Source organism: Rhodovibrio sodomensis (genome assembly GCF_016583645.1).
Lineage (GTDB): Bacteria > Pseudomonadota > Alphaproteobacteria > Kiloniellales > Rhodovibrionaceae > Rhodovibrio > Rhodovibrio sodomensis.
The window spans coordinates 1-19,353 of the sequence record NZ_NRRL01000045.1; the positions used below are offsets into that span (position 1 = coordinate 1).

Here is a 19,353-nt window from a genome sequence, read left to right on the forward strand (position 1 = left end):
CCCACGATCAGAAAGAACGCGTCCTGGATCTTGCGGTGCAGCCAGATGATCCCGGTCAGCCCGCAAAATACCTCGTGCTGACCCCGCTGCTTGATCACCCGGCTGTCGTTGCAGCCGCTCGCGGGGACCTGGGCGCCCGACTCCGTCTCGATGGAGTCCGGTTCGGCGGCGTCGGGCTCGGCGGTGGTGGGCGTGGCGTCGTCCGGCGCGGCGCTCATGCGCGTCAGCCTCCCGGGGACAGGCGGTCTCGAGAAACGGGCGCCTTCCGACCCGGCGGCGCGTGATCGGAGCCCGTCTGGCCGCTTCGCCGGCAAGTCCGGTCGCGACCTTGTTTACGGGTAGAAACCCTAACGATGCCCGACCCTGTGGGTCAACTAAGCATGACGTGAAGTGAGCCTGACACTTCCGCCGGCTTGATCGGGGCGGTCAAGCGTGCCAGTGCTGAGCGTCGCGCCGATCGCGGCGCCCGCCGGCCGCCACGTCCGCGTGGAGGCGACTTGGGGCGGCGCTGCACCTTTCAGGGATCCGCCGCCCCGCCATGAGCGCCTCGAGCGATCCGCCAAGCCAGGGCCTGCATCTCCACCGCGAACGCGTTCGGGCGGACTGGATCGACTACAACGGCCATCTCAACGTCGCCTACTACACCCTGATCTTCGACCACGCGGTCGACGGGTTCCTGGAAACCGCCGGTCTGACGCCGGACCACCGGGCGACGACCGGCGGTTCCATCTTCGCCGCGGAAGCCCATATCATCTATGCCCGCGAGTTGGTCGAGGGGGCGCGGGCCCGGGTCGAGACGCAGCTGCTGGCATTCGACGCCAAGCGCGTGCATCTGTTCCAGCGGATGTATGACGAGGCCACCGGGGCGCTTGCCGCCACGCAGGAAGTCCTCGACCTTTACGTCGACCTCAACGTCCGCCGGGTCGCGGAGATGCCGGCGGAGATCGCCGGCCGCCTCGACCGGCTCAAGCGCCAACACGATGCGGCCGCCGGCTGGCCCGAGGAGGCCGGCCGTGCCGTTCGCGGCGTCCCCGCAAAGGGGCCGTCCACACCAGGTTGAAGACCCGCTAGTCCGCATGTCCCACCGCCGCCGCCCCGCCGACACCGCCGCCGTTTCCGATCACGCGCGCCTGCGCCGCCGGCTGCTCGCCGGAGCGGTCGGCTGGGCCGCGCTCGCCTGGGCCGGTCCGGCGCTCGCCGACTGCACCGATCCACCGATCCCGGGTGTGGACTACAGCGACTGCAGTTTCGACCGGGGCGACCTGTCGGGGGTGAACCTGACGGAGGCCCGGCTGCGCGGGGCCACCTTCCTGCGCGCCGACCTGTCGGGGGCGAACCTGTCGGGCGTGGAGGCCTACAATACCAAATTCATCTCCGCCGACGTGACCGGCGCCAACTTCACCAACGCCGAACTCTACCAGTCCGACTTTTCGCGGGCGCAAGCCGAAAACGCCTCGTTCGTCGGCGCCGATCTGCGCGCCGTCGAGTTCTACAGCGCCAACCTGCGCGGGGTGGACATGACCGACGCCCAGCTGGGCGGGGCCAGCTTCACCAACGCCGATTTGTCGGGCGCCACCTGGACCGACGGCAACTACGTCTGCTCCGAGGGGTCGATCGGTCGGTGCATGTAGCGGCCCCGGCCCCGAGGCTGGCCGCCAATGCCGGACCGGGTCGTACGTGCGTACGCGCGCCGTGCGTACGGCGGCGCGCACGCTGGGCGGGCCGGTTGGATCGGCGGGTGCACCGGTGCCCCGTGACGGGACCGAACGTCGCGGGTAACATGCCCCCAGCCGAAAACATTGACGGGCCGCCGCCGGCCGCGTGAAAGTCCGGTTGGCGGCGCCTCGATAATGTCACGTTGAACGTGGTTGGGAGCCTTAATGGCGTCCGTCTCCGAGGCACACCAGGGCCGGGATTCCCGCTTGCACGCAGGAGGAACCAGCCGGCACGGGCGGGGCCCGGAGCCGCGCGGCCGGCCGGCGACGGGCGCCGCCCGCGGTCCGGGAGGTGTGTGATGACGCGTCCCGACCAGCCCGCCGGCGGCAGCCATCTGATTCCCGAGACCGCGGTCACGGAAGCCAACCTGACCAAGCTGGACGCGCAGCGGCTGGCGCGCATCCTGGCCGAGCAGTCGACCCGCAACCGCCAGCTGCGCCGGCGCCTGCAGACCGAGCTGGCCGCGCAGCGCGGCGTCGAGGCGCTGGCGCAGGATATCCGCGGGCGCCTTGAGCTGGTCCTGCAGCCGGGCAGCCGGCACGAGATCCGGCACAAGCCGCGGCGGCTGGTCAACGAGCTGGAGGCGGAACGCGAGGCGATCGTCGACACGCTTGCCGCGCAGGCGCCCGACGCCGCGTTCGATTTGCTGCTGCGCTTCATCGACATGCATGCCGAGGTGATGGCTAACGTCGACGACGCCGACGGGCGCGTCGCCCACGTGTTCTACAAGGCCTGCTGCGACCTCGGCCCGATCGCGGAGGCGGCGCGCATCCGCTCCAGCCAGCTGGCACGCACGATCGTGCAACTGATCCTGGACGACCCGTACGGTCTGTACGACGGGCTGATCACGACCCTGTCGGACGCGCTCGGCGACACCGGGCTCGCCATGCTCGGGCACGAACTGTTGTCCAAGCGCGAGGCGATCCTGGCCGGGACCCAGGCGAGCACGCCGTACGGCCTGCCCAACGTCTCGGTGGTCAACGCCCGGCTGCGCGAGGTCTACGAGTGCCGGGAGGATGTCGACGGTCTGATCTCGACCTACACGACCGCGGAGATGAGAAGCGCGCGGGTCGCGGCCTATCTGGCCCGCCGGCTGGCCGACGCCGAGCGCGCGCAGGAGGCGCTGGCGCTGCTCGACTCCGCGCCGCCGACCGCGGACAACCACTACTTCGGCGAGTACGACTGGATCAGCGCCCGGATCGAGGCGCTGGAAACCAAGGGCGCCTGGGCGGAAGCTCAGGAATTGCGGCTCTCCACCTTCCCGGCGACCCCGAGCGCGGCGCACCTGAAGGCCTACATCAAGCGCATCGCCGGCGTTGCCGACGACGCGGAGAGCGAACGCGCGGCCCGGGCCTTCCTGGAAAAGCGCCGGCCCACCCGGGCCGACGCGCTGGCGTTCCTGGTGTCCTGGCTCGCCTTCCAGCACGCCGCCCGGCTGGTCCGGATTCAGACCGGCGACGGCGCGCGCCCGCAGCGCGAGGTCCTGGTGCCCGCGGCTGCCTACGTCGAGCCGAGCTATCCGCTGGTCTCGGTCGCCCTGCGCCGGGCGCTGATCGAGGACGCGCTGACCCTGGCGCGCGCCAGCCGCTACCCGGACGCCGCCCAGAACATCCGCGAACTGGAGGCCCTGGACGCCCAGATCGCGAGTTACGAGGCGTTCGAGACCCACGAGCAGTTCGTCACCCGCCTGCGCACCGAACACCCGCGCAAGCCCCGCTTCTGGTCGCGCGTCGACCGCAGCGACGCGGCCGCCGGGTAGCCGGTGCCGTCCGCGCGATCGGGGTCCGGCGGCTTTTCGGCAGGCGCAGACCGGGTGGCGCGCCTCGACACGGGCGCGTCGCGCCCGGCTCAGTGTTAAGTCGAAGGGTGGGACGTCGAAGCGATTTCTCCGCTCTTTCTCCGACCGCCCCCGAGCGCCTATAACCCCCGGCCATGAGCGAGCAGGTGTATTTCACGCCCGCCTGGATCGGCGGGCCGCAGGCGACCCCGGAGTCCGCGCTTCCCTTGGCGGGCGGCGGCTTGCGCTTCGGCGCCTGCGAGGTCGCCCGGCGCGATGCGGCGACGCCGTGGCAGGTCAGGCGCGAGCTCCTGGCGATCCCGGATCTGGTCGGCGTCGACGGCGCGCGCGACTGGCTGCGCGCGCTCTCCGGCCCGCGCGCGGAGATCGCCGGCCTCGGCTTCGACCGGCCGCGGGTGATGGGCGTGATCAACTGCACCCCCGACAGCTTTTCCGACGGTGGCGAGCGGTTCGACGCCGACCGGGCGGTCGCCGACGGCCTTGCGATGTGGCAGGCGGGCGCGACGATCCTGGATGTCGGCGGCGAATCCACCCGCCCCGGCGCCGAGCCGGTCGCGGTCGAGGAGGAACTGCGCCGGATCCGGCCGGTGGTCGAGCGGCTGGCGGCCGCGGGCTGCCGGGTGTCGATCGACACCCGCAACGCGCCGGTGATGCGCGCGGCGGTGCAGCTCGGCGCCCGGATCGTCAACGACGTCAGCGGCCTGACCCACGACGCCGACGCCATGGCCACCGCGGCCGAACTGGATGTGCCGGTGATCCTGATGCACATCCAGGGGACGCCGCAGACGATGCAGAAGAACCCGGCCTACGACGACGCCGCGCTGGACGTCTACGACGAGCTGAAGGCGCGCGTCGATGCCTGCTCCGGTGCCGGGATCGGTCGGGACAAGATCGTCGTCGATCCCGGGATCGGTTTCGGCAAGACGGTGCAGCACAACCTGGAACTGCTGAACCGGGTGGCGCTGTTCCAGGGGCTGGGCTGTCCGGTGCTGCTCGGCATCTCGCGCAAGTCGACGATCGGTAAGCTGGCCGGCGGCGCGCCCGCGGGCCGGGACCGATTGCCGGGCTCGCTCGCCGCCGCGGTCATGGGGGCGTCGCGCGGCGTGCAGGTGATCCGCGTGCATGACGTGGCGGAGACGCGGCAGGCTCTTGCGGTCTGGCAGGCAGGCGAACTGGCCGAAGCACCGGCAGGGCCGTAAGCCGGCTGCCGGCTGCCGCCGGACTTTGCGCGCATCGGCAGGCAGCCTTAAAGTGGCGCGCGGCGCGTCCGGGCAGGGGACGATCCATTGTGCGGGGGATTCCAGATGTTAGTGAAGGACGCAGCATGACCCGCGAGCTTTTCGGCACCGACGGCATTCGCGGCACCGCCAACCGCGACCCAGTGACGGCCGAGACCGCGATGGCCGTCGCCATGGCCGCCGGCGAGCAGTTCCGCCGCGGCGACCACCGGCATCTGGTGGTGATCGGCAAGGACACGCGGCTGTCCGGCTACATGCTGGAGCCGGCGCTGACCGCCGGCTTCGTCGCCGCGGGCATGGACGTGGTGCTGACCGGCCCGATCCCGACGCCGGCGGTCGGGATGCTGACCCACTCGCTGCGCGCCGACCTGGGCGTGGTCATCTCCGCCTCCCACAACCCGTTCGCCGACAACGGCATCAAGCTGTTCGGCCCGGACGGCTATAAGCTGTCCGACGCGGTCGAGGCGGAGATCGAGCGCCGGGTGCATCAGGGCGTCCACGGCAGCCGCGCCGCGCCCGACCAACTGGGCCGCGCCCGCCGCCTGGACGACGCCGACGGCCGCTACATCGAGTTCGTCAAAAGCACCTTTCCGCGGCGGCTGCGGCTGGACGGCCTCAAGATCGTCGTCGATTGCGCCCACGGCGCGGCCTATAAGGTCGCGCCGCGGGTGTTCTACGAACTGGGGGCCGAGGTCGTGCCGATCGCCTGCGATCCGGACGGCTTCAACATCAACCAAGCCTGCGGCGCGACGGCACCGGAAGCGATGCAGCAGGCCGTCGCCGCGCACGGCGCGCAGATCGGCCTGGCGTTGGACGGCGACGCCGACCGCCTGATCGTGGCCGACGAGCACGGGCGGCTGATCGACGGCGACCAGCTGATGGGCCTGGTCGCCGGTTTCATGCAGGCCGAGGGAGCGTTGTCGGGCGGCGGTTTGGTCGCCACTGTCATGTCCAACCTGGGCCTGGAGCGCCATCTGAAGGCACGCGGGCTCAAGCTCGTGCGCACTCCGGTCGGCGACCGCTACGTCGTCGAGCGGATGCGCCAGGACGGCTACAACGTCGGCGGCGAACAGTCCGGCCATATCGTGCTATCCGACTACACCACCACCGGCGACGGCCTGATCGCGGCGCTGCAGGTGCTGGCGGTGCTGGTCGAGACGCAGCAGTCGGCCAGCCAGGCGCTGAGCGTGTTCGAGCCGGTGCCGCAGAAGCTCACCAGCGTGCGCGTGGCCGATCGCACGGTGCTGGAGGATAGCCGGGCCCAGGAAGCGATCGCTGCGACCCAGCACGAACTCGCCGACCAGGGGCGGCTGGTGATCCGCGCCTCCGGCACCGAGCCGAAGATCCGCGTGATGGCGGAGGCGGACGACGGCGAGCTGGTGAACCGGCTGGTCGACCAGCTGGCCGATCGGATCCAGATGATCGCCGAGGACCGCGCGGCTACGGACAAGCACACCAAGGCCGCCGAGTAACAGCCAGGGTCGCGGCAAACTGCGAAGGAAGCGCCATGCCGGAGCGCATGCAAGGACGCGTGCTGATCGTCGCCGGGTCGGATTCCGGCGGCGGTGCGGGCCTGCAGGCGGACATCAAGACGGTGACCGCGCTGGGCGGCTTCGCCATGACCGCGGTGACCGCCCTGACCGCGCAGACGACCCAGGGTGTCCACGGCGTCCAGGGCGTCGAGCCCGCGTTCATCCAGCAGCAGATGCGCGTCACCCTGGACGACCTGGGCGCGGACTGCATCAAGACCGGCATGCTGCACAGCACCGAGGTGATCGAGGCGGTCGCCGAGGTCCTGCGCGAGGTGCCGGACATCCCGGTCGTCGTCGATCCCGTGATGGTGGCGCAGAGCGGCGCCGACCTGCTGCACCCGGCGGCGGTGCGCAGCCTGCTGCGGAGCATCCTGCCGCACGCCGCCCTGCTGACCCCGAACCTGCCGGAAGCGGAGAAGCTGGCCGGCCTGTCGATCCCCGATATCGATGCGGCGGAGCACGCCGCCAATACCCTGCTCACGCTGGGCGTGCCGGCCGCCCTGCTGAAGGGCGGGCACCTGACCGGCGACGAGCTGACCGATATGCTGGTAACCGAGACCGGCCTGGAACGCTTCACCGATCCGCGGATCCCGACCGAGCAAACACATGGGACCGGCTGCACGCTCGCCAGTGCGATCGCGACCGGGCTCGCCCAGGGCCTCGACCTGCGCCAGGCGGTGGTCCGCGGCCGCGCCTATCTGCGCGGCGCGCTCGCGCACGCGCCGGGCTTCGGCCGCGGGCAGGGCCCGGTCAACCATGCCTGGGCGATCCCGCGGTTCGACGGGTAGGGGGCAGTCGCCCGTTCTTCAGGACGTCGCGGCGCCCGCCGGGATCTCCGGAATGTCGACCTTTTTCCCGCGCGGGATTTCGCCGTGCGGATCGTACATCGGCAGCGCGCAGACCTCGCCCCGATGGCTGGCGCCGTCGTAGCAGGTCACGGCCAGTTCGGTGCCCGGCTCGAGGGCGGGATCGTCGAGCCGGACGATCGCCACCCCGCATTGCTGGAACGGCGACCACGCGGTCGAGCAGACGCGGCCGACCGGGGCGCCGTCGCGGCTTAGCGTGCGGCCGATCCGGGCCACGCCGCCGCTCGTGCGCAGGCCCCAGGTGCGCCGACGCTGGTCGCACGACGCCAGCGCGGCCTGGCCGACGAACGCGTCCTTGTCCAGCCGGACCATCGCGCCCAGCCCGGCGGCGAACGGCGTCACCGTCTCGTCGAAGTCGGAGCCGGCGTTCAGCAGTCCGCCCTCGATCCGGCGGGCGCCGCCGATGGCGACCGGCGTCAGGCCGTAGGGCTTGCCGGCCGCCAGGATACGCTCCCCGACCGCTTGTGCGTCGATCTTCGGATCAAGGTAGAATTCGAAGCCGAGTTCGTTGGTGAAGCCGGTGCGGGTGATCAGCACGTCTTGGCCGGCGATCCTCACCCAGGCGGCATCGAAATAGCCGAACGGCTCGGGGACCGGGCCGTCGACCGCGTCCGCCAGGACCCGCAGCGCGTCGGGACCCTGCACCTGGCTGATCCAGACGTCCGGGTCCAACACCGCGACGTCCATGCCCTCCGCGTGCGCCTTCAGCCAGTGCGTCAAGTCGCCGTCCGCCTGACCGTACCAGAAGCGGTCGTCGGATAGGCGTACCAGGACGCCGTCCATCAGCATGCCGCCATCCGGGAAGCAGGCGATTTGATAGCTGCAGCGGCCCACCTTGGTCTTCGCCACATCCCGGGTGAAGACGCGGTTCAGCAGCCGCACGGCGTCCGGACCGCGGACCTCGATCGGCAGTTCGCCGGTGTGCCGCAGGATCACCTGGCGCCGCAGCCTCCAGTAGGCCGCGTCGCGCGACATGTTGGTCATGCTCATCGCGGTCAGGCGGCGGTTGTACAGCGTGTACTCCGGCTCGTACGGCAGTTCCTGGTAGACCAGCGGGTGCGGCACCATGGTGCGGGCGAACTCGGTCGCTGGTGCCGCGTCGCTTTCGCGCGGCAGCACGGCAAAGCGGACGTTTCGGGGCGGCTGTGGCATGCGGCCATCCGATTTGTTGAAGCCGGGGGCGGGCGCGACCCGGGGCGCGCCGGGATCGCCGGCACGACGCGCCGGCTCAGCCAACGCGTCGAACGGTCGCAGGTCGGCTTAGCAGGTTTTGGCCGCCCGATGCACGCATTTCGTCGGCCGCATCGGGTTCACCCTGGCGGCGCGCAAGCAGGCGTCACACCATCGGCATCGCCGCTTCCGGCCGGCGTTCCAGCAGGTCGGCGATGATGCCAAGTCCAGTCTCCAGCTGCGCTCGGTCCGGGACCGCGGACAGGCACAGCCGGACCGCGCCGGGATCGCCGCCGTCCGCGCGGAAGGCGGTGCCGGAGGTCACCGCGACGCCGCGCGCCCGGGCTTCCGCGGTGAAGCTGCTGGCGCGCCAGCCCTCGGGCAGCTGCAGCCAGACATGGAACGACGCCTCGGCGCCCTCGGGTTCGCGCACCGGCAGCAGCCGGCGGGCGATCTGCTGGCGGGCCGCGGCCTCGCGCCGCTGGGCGTCGGCGGCCGCCTGGGCGTGGCCGACGTCGATCAGCTTCATGGCGATCTCGAGCAGCAGGGCGGACACCATCAGCGTGTCCGCCGCGACCGCCTGGGCGATCCGCGGCACCAGCCATTCCGGCGCCTTGACGAAGCCGACCCGCAGGCCCGGGGCGACGCACTTCGACAGGCTGGTGACGTAGACCGCGCGGTCCGGGTCGCGCGCGGCCAGCGGGGCCGGCGGGCTGTCGGCCAGGAAGCCGTAGATGTCGTCCTCCACCAGGGTCAGGTTTTCCGCCCGCGCGGTCTCGATCAGGGCGTCGCGCCGGGCGTCCGGCATGGTGACGTTGCTGGGGTTGTGCAGCGTGGGCACGAGGTAGGCGGTGCGCGCGCCGCTGCGCCGTGCCGCCTCGGCGAGGGCGTCCGGGCGCATGCCCTGGGCGTCGCTCGCGACCGTGACCAGGCGGATGCCGTGCTGCCGGGCGATGTAGTGCACGCCGGGCCAGGTCAGTTCCTCCACCAGCAGCAAGTCGCCCGGCCGGTCGAGGGCGTGCAGCACGGCCGTCAGCCCGCCCTGCGTGCCGTGCACCGGCACGATGTCCCGCGCCCGCGCGTCCAGGCCGAACCGCGCGACCCAGCGGGCGCCCGCGGCGCGGTGCTCCGGCCGGCCGACCGAGGGCTGGTAGCCAGCCAGCGCGGTCAGGCGGCCGGCATCGGCGTCGAGCCCGACCAGGCCCGGCTGCAGTGCGCCGGCGAGGAAGGCGCGCGCCGGGTAGTTGACGCTGAGGTCGATCTGGCCCTGCGGCGCGACGTTCTCCGTGCCGCAGTCCTCCAGGCACAGCGCGGAGTCCGGGTCGGTCGTCGGCGGCGCGCCCGGGCGCGTCCAGTCGGCGGCTTCCGGGGTGGCCGCCCGGACGAAGGTGCCGCGTCCGACGGTTGCCTCGACCAGGCCGCGCCGTTCCGCCTCGCCGTAGGCGCGGGTCACCGTGCCGACCGTGACGTCGAGCGCCCGGGCGAGCGCGCGGTGGGTCGGCAGGCGTGTGCCGGCCGGCAGCCGGCCGCTGTCGATGTCGCCCGCGAGCGCATCCGCGATCGCCCGGTAGCGCGCCCCGCTGCGGGCGGTCAGGTCGGGTGTCCAGGTTAGCCGTTCCGGCATAATGTACCCCTACAATAAAAGCATTGACGGCATTTTATGAATGAATGTACGAACAATCAAGCGATCATTGTTCGATACAAAGCAAGTTGTATCGTTACAATACCGCGCACCAGATCACCCGTGGACCGCGTATCCGGAGGCCCCCATGCCGTTCCCGTTCTATCAGGTCGACGCCTTCGCGCCCGCCCGCTTCCAGGGCAATCCGGCGGCCGTCGTGCCGCTGGACGGCTGGCTGGAGGATTCCCAGCTGCAGGCGATCGCCGCCGAGAACAACCTGTCGGAAACCGCCTTCCTGGTGCCGGCGGAGAACAGCGTGGCGGACTACGAGCTGCGCTGGTTCACGCCCACGGTCGAGGTCGCGCTGTGCGGGCACGCGACGCTCGCGAGCGGCTTCGTCGTGCTGAACGAGCTCGCCGGCGACCGGGACAATGTGACGTTCGAGTCGCGCAGCGGCCGGCTGGCGGTGGGCCGCGCGGGCGACCTCTACACCCTGGACTTTCCGGCCAACCCGCCGGTGCCGGCCGACGACCAGCTGGACGCCGCCGCCGCGGCGCTGGGCGCCCGGCCCGAGGCACTGCTGCAAAGCGGCGGGTTCTGGCTAGCGGTCTACGACCGGGAGGCGACGGTCGCCGGCCTCGTCCCCGACATGGCCAGGACTGCGGCGCTGGGCGGCGTCGGCGTGATCGCGAGCGCGCCGGGCGAGCGCGCGGACGTCGTCTCCCGCTTCTTCGCCCCGCAGGCCGGGATCGACGAGGACCCGGTCACCGGGTCCGCGCACACCGTGCTCACCCCCTACTGGGCGGCGCGGCTGGACCGCCCGGCGCTGCAGGCCCGACAGATCTCCGCGCGCGGCGGCGAGCTCAGCTGCCGCCTCGACGGCGACCGGGTGGCGATCGGCGGACGCTGCCATCTGGTGATCGCGGGACACCTGCACGTCTAGCTCTGGGTCGACCGGCGCCGGCCGCCGCCGCTCGGTGCACAACTCGGATAGAGCGCGACCACGGGCGCGCGCTAGAGCTACATGCTCGAAGGCCGAAACGGCCTTCGAACTGAATGTAGCTCTGACTTGTCGAAGCTAGGGAAAGATTCAGCTGAAAGGTGAGTCCTCAGCATCTTGCCCTAGAAAACCGCTCGTACGACGCAACTGCCCCGCCGACGCGCGGGCCTGAAGGAGAGAGCGATGTCACGCCGGGAACTGACCTTCACTGTGAGCATCCCTGTGCTGAACGCCGGCGATCTGAAGGCGGGACTGCTGCGCCTGCCAGGGCGGCTGTGGCACGTCCTGCTGATCTATCAGGAGCGGGCCAGCGCGCGCGCGGCGCTGCGCACGATGGAGCCGCGGATGCGCCGCGACATGGGCATCCGCTACGAGGACTGCCTGCGCGAAGCCTACAAGCCGTTCTGGCGGCCGTGAGCCACCCGCGTGTGGCTCACCGTCTGTCCGAGCCGTCGCGCTACAGCGGCCAGACCCACGTGATCAGCGGCACCGAGACCACCAGGATGATGGCGTCGAGCGGCAGGCCCATGCGCCAGTAGTCGCCGAACTTGTAGCCGCCGGGGCCCATGACCAGCAGGTTCGACTGGTGGCCGATCGGCGTCAGGTAGGTCGAGGAGGCGGCGATCGCCACGCCCATCAGGAACGGGTCGACGCTGGCGCTCAAGCCCTCCGCGACCGACACCCCGATCGGGGCCATCAGAACGGCCGTGGCGGCGTTGTTCATGATGTCGGACAGCAACATCGTGGTGATCATCAACAGGGCCAGGATGCCCCAGTCAGGCAGCACGCCCGCCAGCGCCAGGATCGGATCGGCGATCACCGCGGTGCCGCCGGTCGTCTCCAGCGCCTGTCCGACCGGCAGCATCGCGCCCAGCAGGACGATGATCGGCCACTCCACCGCCTCGTAGATCTCGCGCACCGAGATCTCGCCCAGCAGCACCTGCACCAGCACCGCCAGCACGAAGGCGATGTGCGCGGGCAGGACGCCGAAGGCGACGAGCCCGATCGCGCTGGCGAAAATGATCGGGGCGCCCGGGCTGGCCGCGCGGCGGCCCAGCGGCAGCTCGCGCTCGGCGAGCGGCAGGCAGCCGAGCGACTGGAACGCCTCCGGCATGGATTCGCGCTCGCCCTGCAGCAGCAGCACGTCGCCGGCGACCAGCCGGACGCTGCCCAGCCGCTCGGTGATCGGCTGGCCCTGCCGCGCGACCCCCAGCAGGTTCAGGCCGTAGCGGGTGTGCAGGCGCAAGCTGCGCGCCGTCCGCCCCTCCAGCCGCGAGCCGGGGGTGACCACCACCTCGACCATGCCGACCCGCTCGGACCGCAGGTTCTCGGCCGAGAGTTCGGCCTCGCCGACCATCACCATGCCGGCCTGCTTGACCACGCGCTCCAGGGCGTTGGTATCGCCCTCGACCAGCAGGATGTCGCCGGCCTGCAGGCGCAGATAGCCGGATGGCGCCAGCATTCGGTCCTTGCGGCGGATCAGCGCGACGATCGCGATGTCGCCCTGCGCGGCCGTTTCCAGGTCGACCAGCCGGCGGCCGACGTAGGGGCTGTCCTCGGGCAGGCGCACCTCGGTGATGTAGTCCTCGACCTGGAACAGCGACTTGCTGCCCTCGGTCTGGCCCTGGCGTTCGGTCGGCAGCAGCCGCCAGCCGATCAGGCTGACGAACAGGATGCCGGCGACCGCGACGCCCAGGCCGACCGGGGTGAAGTCGAACATGCCGAACGGGCTGCCCATCTCCTCCGCGCGGTAGCTGGAGATGATGATGTTGGGCGGCGTGCCGATCAGGGTCACCAGGCCCCCCAGCAGCGAGGCGAACGACAGCGGCATCAGGATCTGGCTGGCCGCCCGGCCCGCGCGGTGGGCCGACTGCAGGGCCACCGGTAGCACCAGCGCCATCGCGCCGACGTTGTTCATGAACGCCGAGCAGGTCGAGGTCAGGCTCGACAGCGCCATGATGTGGGTGGTGGGCCGCCCGGTCGCCGGGTTGAGCGCGCGCGTAACCCATTCGATCAGGCCGGAGTTGCGCAGCGAGCGCGACAGCACCAGCACCGCCGCGACCGTGATCACCGCCGGATGCCCGAATCCCTCGAAAGCCTTGTCCTCCGGCACCACGCCGACCAGCACCGAGGCCATCAGCGCGCCCACGGCGATGACGTCGTAGCGCCAGCGCCCCCAGGCGAACAGTACGAGCGCACCCAGCAGGATGGCGAACAGCATAAGCTGTTGGCTGGTCATGAAGGCGTCCCGAAGGTGGTGGCAGGGGCGGGGTGGGTGCGCGGGCGGACGGCTGCGCGGACGAACCAGCTGACGCCCCGGCCCGGCCGGCGGCCGCCGGAAGATCGGCTGATCGTGATGGTACCGTTGCCCGGCCTGCGGCCCAAGAGCGCGCACGCACCGCGGTTGTTCGCCGTGTCTTGTGTCATGCGACGAAGGGCCGATCCACTGACGCGCGGAACTTCCCGGCGGGCGCCCGCGTTGGCACTACCGGGAACGCTTCTAAGTGCCGCATCGCGGTGTGTCCAGCGCTCTCATGGCACGCGATACGGGGCCGTGCGCCGCAGGGGGTGTGCGTCGCGGACCGGGCCCGATGGGCCGGTGCGGCACCGGCGCGGGGCGCGGCCGGGGGCGGGTTTGCAGCGCAGCACGCGCGGCGGGCCGCGTTGACGCAGTGCAGCATGCGCCGTAGGTTCGCCGTATCTCGCGCCCGGCTCGAAAACCCGAACCGGTGTTGCCGCGCATGCCCGTCCGCCAGCGCTGGATGTGCCCAGCGGTGCGAGCTTTGGGAGAGGGCCCGTCGACCAAAGGGCCTTCGACACAGCGGGCGGCGCCGTCGCGCGCCCCTGTTCTTGTGAGACCACGAATGACAACAAGCCCGGGAATGACAACGAGCCCGGCTATCGAAACCGACGAAGGAGGTCACACATGACCGGTCCAACGCCGCCGCAGACGCGTCCGGCCGATCCCCGCTTTTCCTCCGGTCCGTGCGCCAAGCGCCCGGGCTGGTCGCTGTCGGCGCTGGAGGACGCGGCCGTCGGCCGGTCGCACCGCGCCAAGGGCGCCAAAGGCAAGATCAACGAGGTGATCGAGCGCTCCCGCAAGCTGCTCGGCATCCCCGACGACTACCGGATCGCCGTGGTTCCGGCGTCCGACACCGGCGCCTACGAGATGGCGATGTGGTCGATGCTGGGCCAGCGCGGCGTCGATATCCTGGCGTGGGAAAGCTTCGGCGCGGGCTGGGTGACCGACCTGGTCAAGCAGCTCAAGCTGGAGGACCGCCGGGTGATGGAGGCGGACTACGGCGAGCTCCCGGAGCTGAGCCAGGTCGACTGCGACCGCGACGTGCTGTTCACCTGGAACGGCACGACCTCGGGCGTCTGCGTCCCGGACGGCGACTGGATCGATGCCGATCGCGACGGCCTGACGCTGTGCGACGCGACCAGCGCCGTGTTCGCCATGGACCTGCCCTGGGACAAGCTGGATGTCACCACCTGGTCCTGGCAGAAGGTGCTGGGCGGCGAGGCGCAGCACGGCATGCTGGTGCTCTCCCCGCGCGCGGTCGAGCGGCTGGAGAGCTACACCCCGCCGTGGCCGCTGCCCAAGCTGTTCCGCATGACCAAGGGCGGCAAGCTCAACGAGGACCTGTTCAAGGGTTCGACCATCAACACGCCGTCCATGCTGGCGGTCGAGGATCACCTCGACGCGCTCAAGTGGGCCGAGCAGATCGGCGGCCTGAACGGGCTGATCGAGCGCTCGCAGCAGAACCTCAAGACGGTCGCCGACTGGGTCGATGGCCGCGACTGGGTGGATTTCCTGGCGGCCGACCCGACAACCCGCTCCTGCACCTCGATCTGCCTCAAGATCGTCGATCCCTGGTTCACCAACCTGGACGGCGAGGCGCGCGCGACCGCGGCCAAGCGGGTCAGCGCGCTGGTCGAGGAGCACGGCGCCGGCCTGGACCTCAGCTCCTACCGCGATGCGCCGGCGGGCCTCCGCCTGTGGGGCGGCGCCACGGTCGAGCCGTCCGACATGGCCGCCGTGCTGCCGTGGCTCGACTGGGCGTTCGAGACCGTCAAGTCCGAACGCATGGCGGCGTAGGCAACCTAGTTCCCCCTCCTCCACTGGGAGGAGAGGGTAAGGGAGAGGAGGTTGCCCGCGGCGCTTATGCCCGTGGTCCCTCCTCCCCTAGCCCCTCCTCCCAGATGGAGGCGGGGAATCAGTTCGGCGGTGTGCCGCCAATCGCCGTGCTCATTCATTCAGCAACAAACCAGGATCCCTTCCTCCGATGCCTAAAGTCCTGATCGCCGATAAGATGTCCGACAGCGCGGTGGAGGTGTTCCACCAGCGCGGCGTGGAAACCGAGGTCGCCACCGGTCTCAGCGCCGAGGAGCTGAAGCAGAAGCTGGCCGGCTTCGACGGGCTGGCGGTGCGTTCCGCCACCAAGGTGACGCGCGACGTCCTGGAGGCCGCCGGCGACCTGCGCGTGATCGGCCGCGCCGGCGTCGGCGTCGACAACATCGATACCGACGCCGCGACCGCCCGCGGCGTGGTGGTGATGAACACGCCCGGCGGCAACTCCGTGACCACGGCCGAGCACGCGATCTCGCTGATGCTGGCGATGGCCCGTCGGATCCCGCAGGCCGACGCCTCGACCAAGGCCGGCAAGTGGGAGAAGTCGAAGTTCCAGGGCGTCGAGGTCACCAACAAGACGCTCGGCCTGATCGGCTGCGGCAACATCGGCGCGATCGTCGCCGACCGTGCGCGCGGCCTGCGCATGAAGGTGATGGCCTACGACCCCTACCTGACGGTCGAGCGCGCCCGCGACCTTGGGATCCGGCGGGTCAAGAACCTGGAAGACCTGTACGCCGAGGCGGACTTCATCACCCTGCACGTGCCCAAGACCGAGCAGACCACGGGCATGATCGACAAGGCGGCGATGCGGAAAATGAAAAAGGGCGTGCGGATCATCAACTGCGCGCGCGGCGGCCTGATCGTCGAGCCGGAGCTCGCGGAGATGCTGCGCGACGGCCACGTCGCCGGCGCGGCGATCGATGTCTACGACGAGGAGCCGGCACGCGATAATCCGCTGTTCGACCAGGAGAACGCGATCTGCACGCCGCACCTGGGCGCCTCCACCTCGGAAGCCCAGGAGAAGGTCGCCGTGCAGGTCGCCGAGCAGATGGCCGACTACCTGCTGACCGGCGCGATCTCCAACGCGATCAACATGCCCAGCCTGACGGCCGAGGAGAGCGCCCACCTCGGCCCGTACATGAAACTGGCCGAGCAGCTCGGCTCGTTCGCCGGGCAGCTGACCGAGACCGGCCTGGAGAAGATCCACATCGAGTACGAGGGCGCGGTCGCGCGGCTGAACACCCGGCCGATCACCCAGGGCGCGCTCGCGGCGCTGCTGCGGCCGATGCTGGACAGCGTCAACATGGTCAACGCGCCGGTGGTCGCACGCGAGCGCGATATCGCGGTGTCCGAGGTCAAGCACGAGCGCGACAGCGACTATCAGACCCTGCTGCGCGTGACCGTGGAGACCGAGCGGCAGACCCGGTCGGTCGCCGGCACGCTGTTCGGCGGCGACAAGCCGCGGCTGGTCGAGATCAAGGGCATCCCGATCGAGGCCGAACTGGGCCCGCACATGCTCTACATCACCAACGAGGACAAGCCGGGCCTGATCGGCGCGCTCGGGCGCACGCTGGCGGAGGCCAACGTCAACATCGCGACCTTCCACTTGGGCCGCCAGTCCCGCGGCGCCGACGCGATCGCCCTGATCGAGGTCGACGACGCGCTCTCCGAGCAGACGCTGAACAAGATCCGCGGGCTGGACCTGGTGAAGCAGGCCAAGGCGCTGAAGTTCTGAGGGGCGACGCGCGCTTCGGCGGGTTCCCTCTCCTTCCAGCGACGGAGAGGGAACCCGCCGAGATGCCCGGCGAACGAGAGCAAAATCGATGAAGGTCGAGCTGACCTTGATCGATTTTGCTCTAACTGCTCATCGCTCACCCGGCGTAACGGCGCATTGCCGGGCGTGCGGTGCATGCACCCTACGGCTTGTTGGCGTCCCGGCAGCCGTCCTCGCGCGTGTCGTCGGCGCACGGGCCGGGTTCCAGCTGCACGGTCGAGTGCTCGACCGCGAAGCGTTCCGACAGGTGCGTCTTGATCGCCTGCAGCACGCGGCTGTGGTCGGCGCCGGTGCGCACGTTCGCGTGCAGCGTGACCAGCGGCCGCTCGGCCGTCAGCGACCAGGCGTGGACGTGGTGAACGTCGGAGATCGCCGGCACGGCGGCGGGCAGCTCGCGCTTGATCTCCTCGATGTCCAGGTGGCTGGGCGTGCCCTCCAGCAGGATGTGCCCACTTTGGCGTACCAGCATCCAGGCCGAGCGCAGGATCAGGCCGGCGACAAGGAGCGACAGCAGCGGGTCGATCGGGGTCCAGCCGGTGGTCAGGATGACCACGCCCGCCGCGATCGCGGCGACCGAGCCCAGCAGGTCGCCCATCACGTGCAGCGCCGCCCCGCGCAGGTTCAGGTTGTGCTGGTCGCCGCCGTGCAGCAGCCGGAAGGCGACCAAATTCACGACCAGCCCGAGCACCGCGACCGCCATCATGGTCGCGCCCATCACCGGCTGCGGGTTTAGCAGACGGCCGACCGCCTCCACCGCGATCCAGCCGACGATCGCCAGCAGGGTCGCGCCGTTGACGAATGCCGCCAGCACCTGGAAGCGCTGATAGCCGTAGGAGCGCGCGTTGTCGGCCGGCTTCCGGCCCAGCTTGAAGGCGAACCAGGCGAGCGCGAGCGAGGCGGTGTCGGTCAGCATGTGGCCGGCATCGGCCAGCAGGGCGAGCGAGCCAGAAATCAGGCCGCCGGCGACCTCCACCGCCATGAACCCGCCGGTGACCAGCATCGCCCAGAACACGCGCCGCTGGTTGTCCGCGTCGACTGGCGGCGCGTGGCCATGCTCGTGGTCGCAGCCGGCGCCGTGTTCGTGGTGTGCGTGGTCGTGCGGTGGGTGCGCCTGCTCGCTCATGACACCGACAACCTGACCCGTCCGCCGCGGGCGATCAAGCGTCCGCGGTGCCGCGGGCGCGGCGGGCGAGGGCGCGCAGCCGCTGGGTCGCCGCGATCGACAGCACGACGGCGGCTGTAAACAGGTACAGGCCCGCGTGCAGCGTCACCTCGCTGACCAGCGAGGCCTGAACGGCGACCACCAGCAGCGCGGCGACGAAGACGTCCAGCATCGACCAGCGGCCCAATAGGTCGAGCCCGTCGAGCGCGCGCTCCAGCCCGTTCCGTGTGGCGTCCACCCGGTGGAAGACCCACAGGGCCGCCAGCAGCTTCGCCGCCGGGAACAGGAAGGCGAACACCGCGAGCACGCCGAACAGCAGCCAGTCGCCCTGGGCGTAGAGCGCGCGGGTGGCGTTCAGCAGCGACACCTCGTCCTGCAGCCAGACGAACCGGCTGACCGTCATCATCGGCCAGGTCCAGCCCGTCACCAGCAGCCCCAGCGCGGCGAGCAGCCCCAGACCCAGCGCGCGGTCGACCCCGCGCACCCGCTTCGCCAGCGCCTCGTCGTGTACCAGCGGCATCGGCTTACCATCGGCTGTCGGCGCGGTTTCTTGTGCCGCCACAAAGGGCATCAAAGGGACAAGCAAGCAAGATCGAACCACAGAGGCACGGAGAAGGAAGTTTTCGCGCGCGACGCCGCTATCCCAACTACGGCGATTGGTGAACCCTTGACGGTCGGGTCCCCGCGAGGGATTCCCTTCGCCGGAAGCGCGCGCGAGTCCGCGGCATGCCCCCGGTATCGATGTCGAGGTTTCCCCGGCTGATCGCCATAGTCTCGAGGCCACCGTCCGGGATCGCAACGCCCCGCAAAAACACGTGTGGCGGGCGCGGATCGTGCTCTGCGCAGCCGACGGTCTCCCCACACCGCCATCATGCGCGAGACCGGCACGGCCACGACCTGCGTGCTGGCGCTGACCTTCGAGCCGCCGCCGAAGGAGACGACCGAAGGGACCGGGCCGATGATGGCGGAGGCCGCCGGCATCAGCGTCCGTTCGGTCCAGCGCATCTGGCACAGACACGGGCTGCGGCCCCGTCGGGTGCGCCAGTAGGCGCTTCGCGCCGGCTGCGTGTCCAAGCCCTCCGGCGATCCCGCGTTCGCCGACGAGCTGCGCGATGTCGTCGGCCTCTACATGACCCCGCCAGCGCACGCCCACGTCTGCTCGGTCGACGAAAAGAGCCAGATCCGGGCCCGCGACCGGACGCACCCCGGCCTGCCGCCCAAGAAGGGCCGCGCGGGCACCAGAAGTTCGAGTCGCAGCTGAAAGCTGCTTCCACCTCTCAGCATTTTGCCCTGACCGAACGCCGCTGAGAGGCGCAAAGCAGACGAGCCGGTCCGAGAGGCCGC

General features: G+C 70.7%; 15 protein-coding genes and 2 pseudogenes. 11 read left to right on the forward strand and 6 right to left on the reverse strand.

Annotated elements, in window-relative coordinates; genetic code table 11:
* Positions 1–218: pseudogene (locus tag CKO28_RS15140) on the reverse strand (hypothetical protein); the annotation flags it as partial.
* 320 nt (positions 219–538) lie between these two features.
* On the opposite strand from CKO28_RS15140, the gene CKO28_RS15145 reads away from it, so the two are divergent.
* From CKO28_RS15145 to thiD, 6 genes are all read left to right on the forward strand, one after another.
* Positions 539–1,060, forward strand: coding sequence for a thioesterase family protein (locus CKO28_RS15145; RefSeq protein ID WP_200341640.1), 522 nt, complete (start codon positions 539–541; stop codon positions 1,058–1,060).
* Positions 1,061–1,076: 16 nt separating this feature from the next.
* Positions 1,077–1,631: a pentapeptide repeat-containing protein gene (locus CKO28_RS15150; protein ID WP_200341641.1), complete on the forward strand. Its 555-nt coding sequence runs from the start codon at positions 1,077–1,079 to the stop codon at positions 1,629–1,631.
* A 383-nt stretch (positions 1,632–2,014) separates the two neighbouring features.
* Complete coding sequence (locus CKO28_RS15155) at positions 2,015–3,475, forward strand: DUF6880 family protein (RefSeq protein WP_200341642.1); 1,461 nt, start codon at positions 2,015–2,017, stop codon at positions 3,473–3,475.
* Positions 3,476–3,648: 173 nt separating this feature from the next.
* Entirely contained in the window at positions 3,649–4,713 is a 1,065-nt protein-coding gene (folP, locus tag CKO28_RS15160) for a dihydropteroate synthase (RefSeq protein WP_200341643.1), read from the forward strand.
* A 125-nt stretch (positions 4,714–4,838) separates the two neighbouring features.
* Positions 4,839–6,224 carry a phosphoglucosamine mutase gene (gene glmM / locus CKO28_RS15165; protein ID WP_200341644.1) on the forward strand — a complete coding sequence of 462 codons (1,386 nt, stop codon included), beginning with the start codon at positions 4,839–4,841 and terminating at the stop codon, positions 6,222–6,224.
* A gap of 35 nt (positions 6,225–6,259) precedes the next feature.
* Positions 6,260–7,072 (forward strand): bifunctional hydroxymethylpyrimidine kinase/phosphomethylpyrimidine kinase, encoded by an 813-nt coding sequence (gene thiD, locus CKO28_RS15170; protein ID WP_242480587.1) that lies wholly within the window; start codon positions 6,260–6,262, stop codon positions 7,070–7,072.
* An 18-nt stretch (positions 7,073–7,090) separates the two neighbouring features.
* On the opposite strand, the gene CKO28_RS15175 is transcribed toward thiD, so the two are convergent.
* The gene (locus tag CKO28_RS15175; protein ID WP_200341645.1) at positions 7,091–8,302 is read right to left on the reverse strand and encodes an aminomethyl transferase family protein; all 1,212 of its coding nucleotides are present in this window, start codon (positions 8,300–8,302) and stop codon (positions 7,091–7,093) included.
* Between the two features lie 184 nt (positions 8,303–8,486).
* Positions 8,487–9,944, reverse strand: a complete 1,458-nt coding sequence (locus tag CKO28_RS15180) for an aminotransferase-like domain-containing protein (protein WP_200341646.1) — start codon at positions 9,942–9,944, stop codon at positions 8,487–8,489.
* Positions 9,945–10,089: 145 nt separating this feature from the next.
* Here CKO28_RS15180 and CKO28_RS15185 point away from each other — a divergent pair, with 145 nt between their 5' ends.
* Positions 10,090–10,884, forward strand: a complete 795-nt coding sequence (locus CKO28_RS15185; RefSeq protein ID WP_200341647.1) for a PhzF family phenazine biosynthesis protein — start codon at positions 10,090–10,092, stop codon at positions 10,882–10,884.
* A gap of 240 nt (positions 10,885–11,124) precedes the next feature.
* Positions 11,125–11,358 (forward strand): DUF1127 domain-containing protein, encoded by a 234-nt coding sequence (locus tag CKO28_RS15190; RefSeq protein WP_200341648.1) that lies wholly within the window; start codon positions 11,125–11,127, stop codon positions 11,356–11,358.
* Between the two features lie 40 nt (positions 11,359–11,398).
* Here CKO28_RS15190 and CKO28_RS15195 read toward each other — a convergent pair whose 3' ends face one another.
* The gene (locus CKO28_RS15195; protein WP_200341649.1) at positions 11,399–13,180 is read right to left on the reverse strand and encodes an SLC13 family permease; all 1,782 of its coding nucleotides are present in this window, start codon (positions 13,178–13,180) and stop codon (positions 11,399–11,401) included.
* A gap of 687 nt (positions 13,181–13,867) precedes the next feature.
* Between CKO28_RS15195 and CKO28_RS15200 the strand changes: the two genes are divergently transcribed.
* Complete coding sequence (locus CKO28_RS15200) at positions 13,868–15,040, forward strand: phosphoserine transaminase (RefSeq protein WP_200341650.1); 1,173 nt, start codon at positions 13,868–13,870, stop codon at positions 15,038–15,040.
* A 187-nt stretch (positions 15,041–15,227) separates the two neighbouring features.
* Positions 15,228–16,808 (forward strand): phosphoglycerate dehydrogenase, encoded by a 1,581-nt coding sequence (gene serA, locus CKO28_RS15205; protein WP_200341651.1) that lies wholly within the window; start codon positions 15,228–15,230, stop codon positions 16,806–16,808.
* Positions 16,809–16,989: 181 nt separating this feature from the next.
* Here serA and CKO28_RS15210 read toward each other — a convergent pair whose 3' ends face one another.
* Both CKO28_RS15210 and CKO28_RS15215 read right to left on the reverse strand, forming a co-directional pair.
* Positions 16,990–17,970 carry a cation diffusion facilitator family transporter gene (locus CKO28_RS15210; protein ID WP_200341652.1) on the reverse strand — a complete coding sequence of 327 codons (981 nt, stop codon included), beginning with the start codon at positions 17,968–17,970 and terminating at the stop codon, positions 16,990–16,992.
* Between the two features lie 34 nt (positions 17,971–18,004).
* Positions 18,005–18,529, reverse strand: a complete 525-nt coding sequence (locus CKO28_RS15215; protein ID WP_200341653.1) for a paraquat-inducible protein A — start codon at positions 18,527–18,529, stop codon at positions 18,005–18,007.
* Positions 18,530–18,910: 381 nt separating this feature from the next.
* Here CKO28_RS15215 and CKO28_RS29620 point away from each other — a divergent pair.
* A pseudogene (locus CKO28_RS29620) lies at positions 18,911–19,249 on the forward strand (IS630 family transposase); the annotation flags it as partial.
* Positions 19,250–19,353 lie beyond the last annotated feature (104 nt).

What these genes read in the sequence shown, in the direction of transcription:
- CKO28_RS15175 (WP_200341645.1), bottom strand. Translation starts at nt 8,302, where the DNA reads ATGCCACAGCCGCCCCGAAACGTCCGCTTTGCCGTGCTGCCGCGCGAA.
- glmM (WP_200341644.1), top strand. Translation starts at nt 4,839, where the DNA reads ATGACCCGCGAGCTTTTCGGCACCGACGGCATTCGCGGCACCGCCAAC.
- CKO28_RS15155 (WP_200341642.1), top strand. Translation starts at nt 2,015, where the DNA reads ATGACGCGTCCCGACCAGCCCGCCGGCGGCAGCCATCTGATTCCCGAG.
- CKO28_RS15190 (WP_200341648.1), top strand. Translation starts at nt 11,125, where the DNA reads ATGTCACGCCGGGAACTGACCTTCACTGTGAGCATCCCTGTGCTGAAC.
- CKO28_RS15185 (WP_200341647.1), top strand. Translation starts at nt 10,090, where the DNA reads ATGCCGTTCCCGTTCTATCAGGTCGACGCCTTCGCGCCCGCCCGCTTC.
- thiD (WP_242480587.1), top strand. Translation starts at nt 6,260, where the DNA reads ATGCCGGAGCGCATGCAAGGACGCGTGCTGATCGTCGCCGGGTCGGAT.
- CKO28_RS15200 (WP_200341650.1), top strand. Translation starts at nt 13,868, where the DNA reads ATGACCGGTCCAACGCCGCCGCAGACGCGTCCGGCCGATCCCCGCTTT.
- CKO28_RS15215 (WP_200341653.1), bottom strand. Translation starts at nt 18,529, where the DNA reads ATGCCGCTGGTACACGACGAGGCGCTGGCGAAGCGGGTGCGCGGGGTC.
- CKO28_RS15150 (WP_200341641.1), top strand. Translation starts at nt 1,077, where the DNA reads ATGTCCCACCGCCGCCGCCCCGCCGACACCGCCGCCGTTTCCGATCAC.
- CKO28_RS15195 (WP_200341649.1), bottom strand. Translation starts at nt 13,180, where the DNA reads ATGACCAGCCAACAGCTTATGCTGTTCGCCATCCTGCTGGGTGCGCTC.
- CKO28_RS15145 (WP_200341640.1), top strand. Translation starts at nt 539, where the DNA reads ATGAGCGCCTCGAGCGATCCGCCAAGCCAGGGCCTGCATCTCCACCGC.
- CKO28_RS15180 (WP_200341646.1), bottom strand. Translation starts at nt 9,944, where the DNA reads ATGCCGGAACGGCTAACCTGGACACCCGACCTGACCGCCCGCAGCGGG.
- serA (WP_200341651.1), top strand. Translation starts at nt 15,228, where the DNA reads ATGCCTAAAGTCCTGATCGCCGATAAGATGTCCGACAGCGCGGTGGAG.
- CKO28_RS15210 (WP_200341652.1), bottom strand. Translation starts at nt 17,970, where the DNA reads ATGAGCGAGCAGGCGCACCCACCGCACGACCACGCACACCACGAACAC.
- folP (WP_200341643.1), top strand. Translation starts at nt 3,649, where the DNA reads ATGAGCGAGCAGGTGTATTTCACGCCCGCCTGGATCGGCGGGCCGCAG.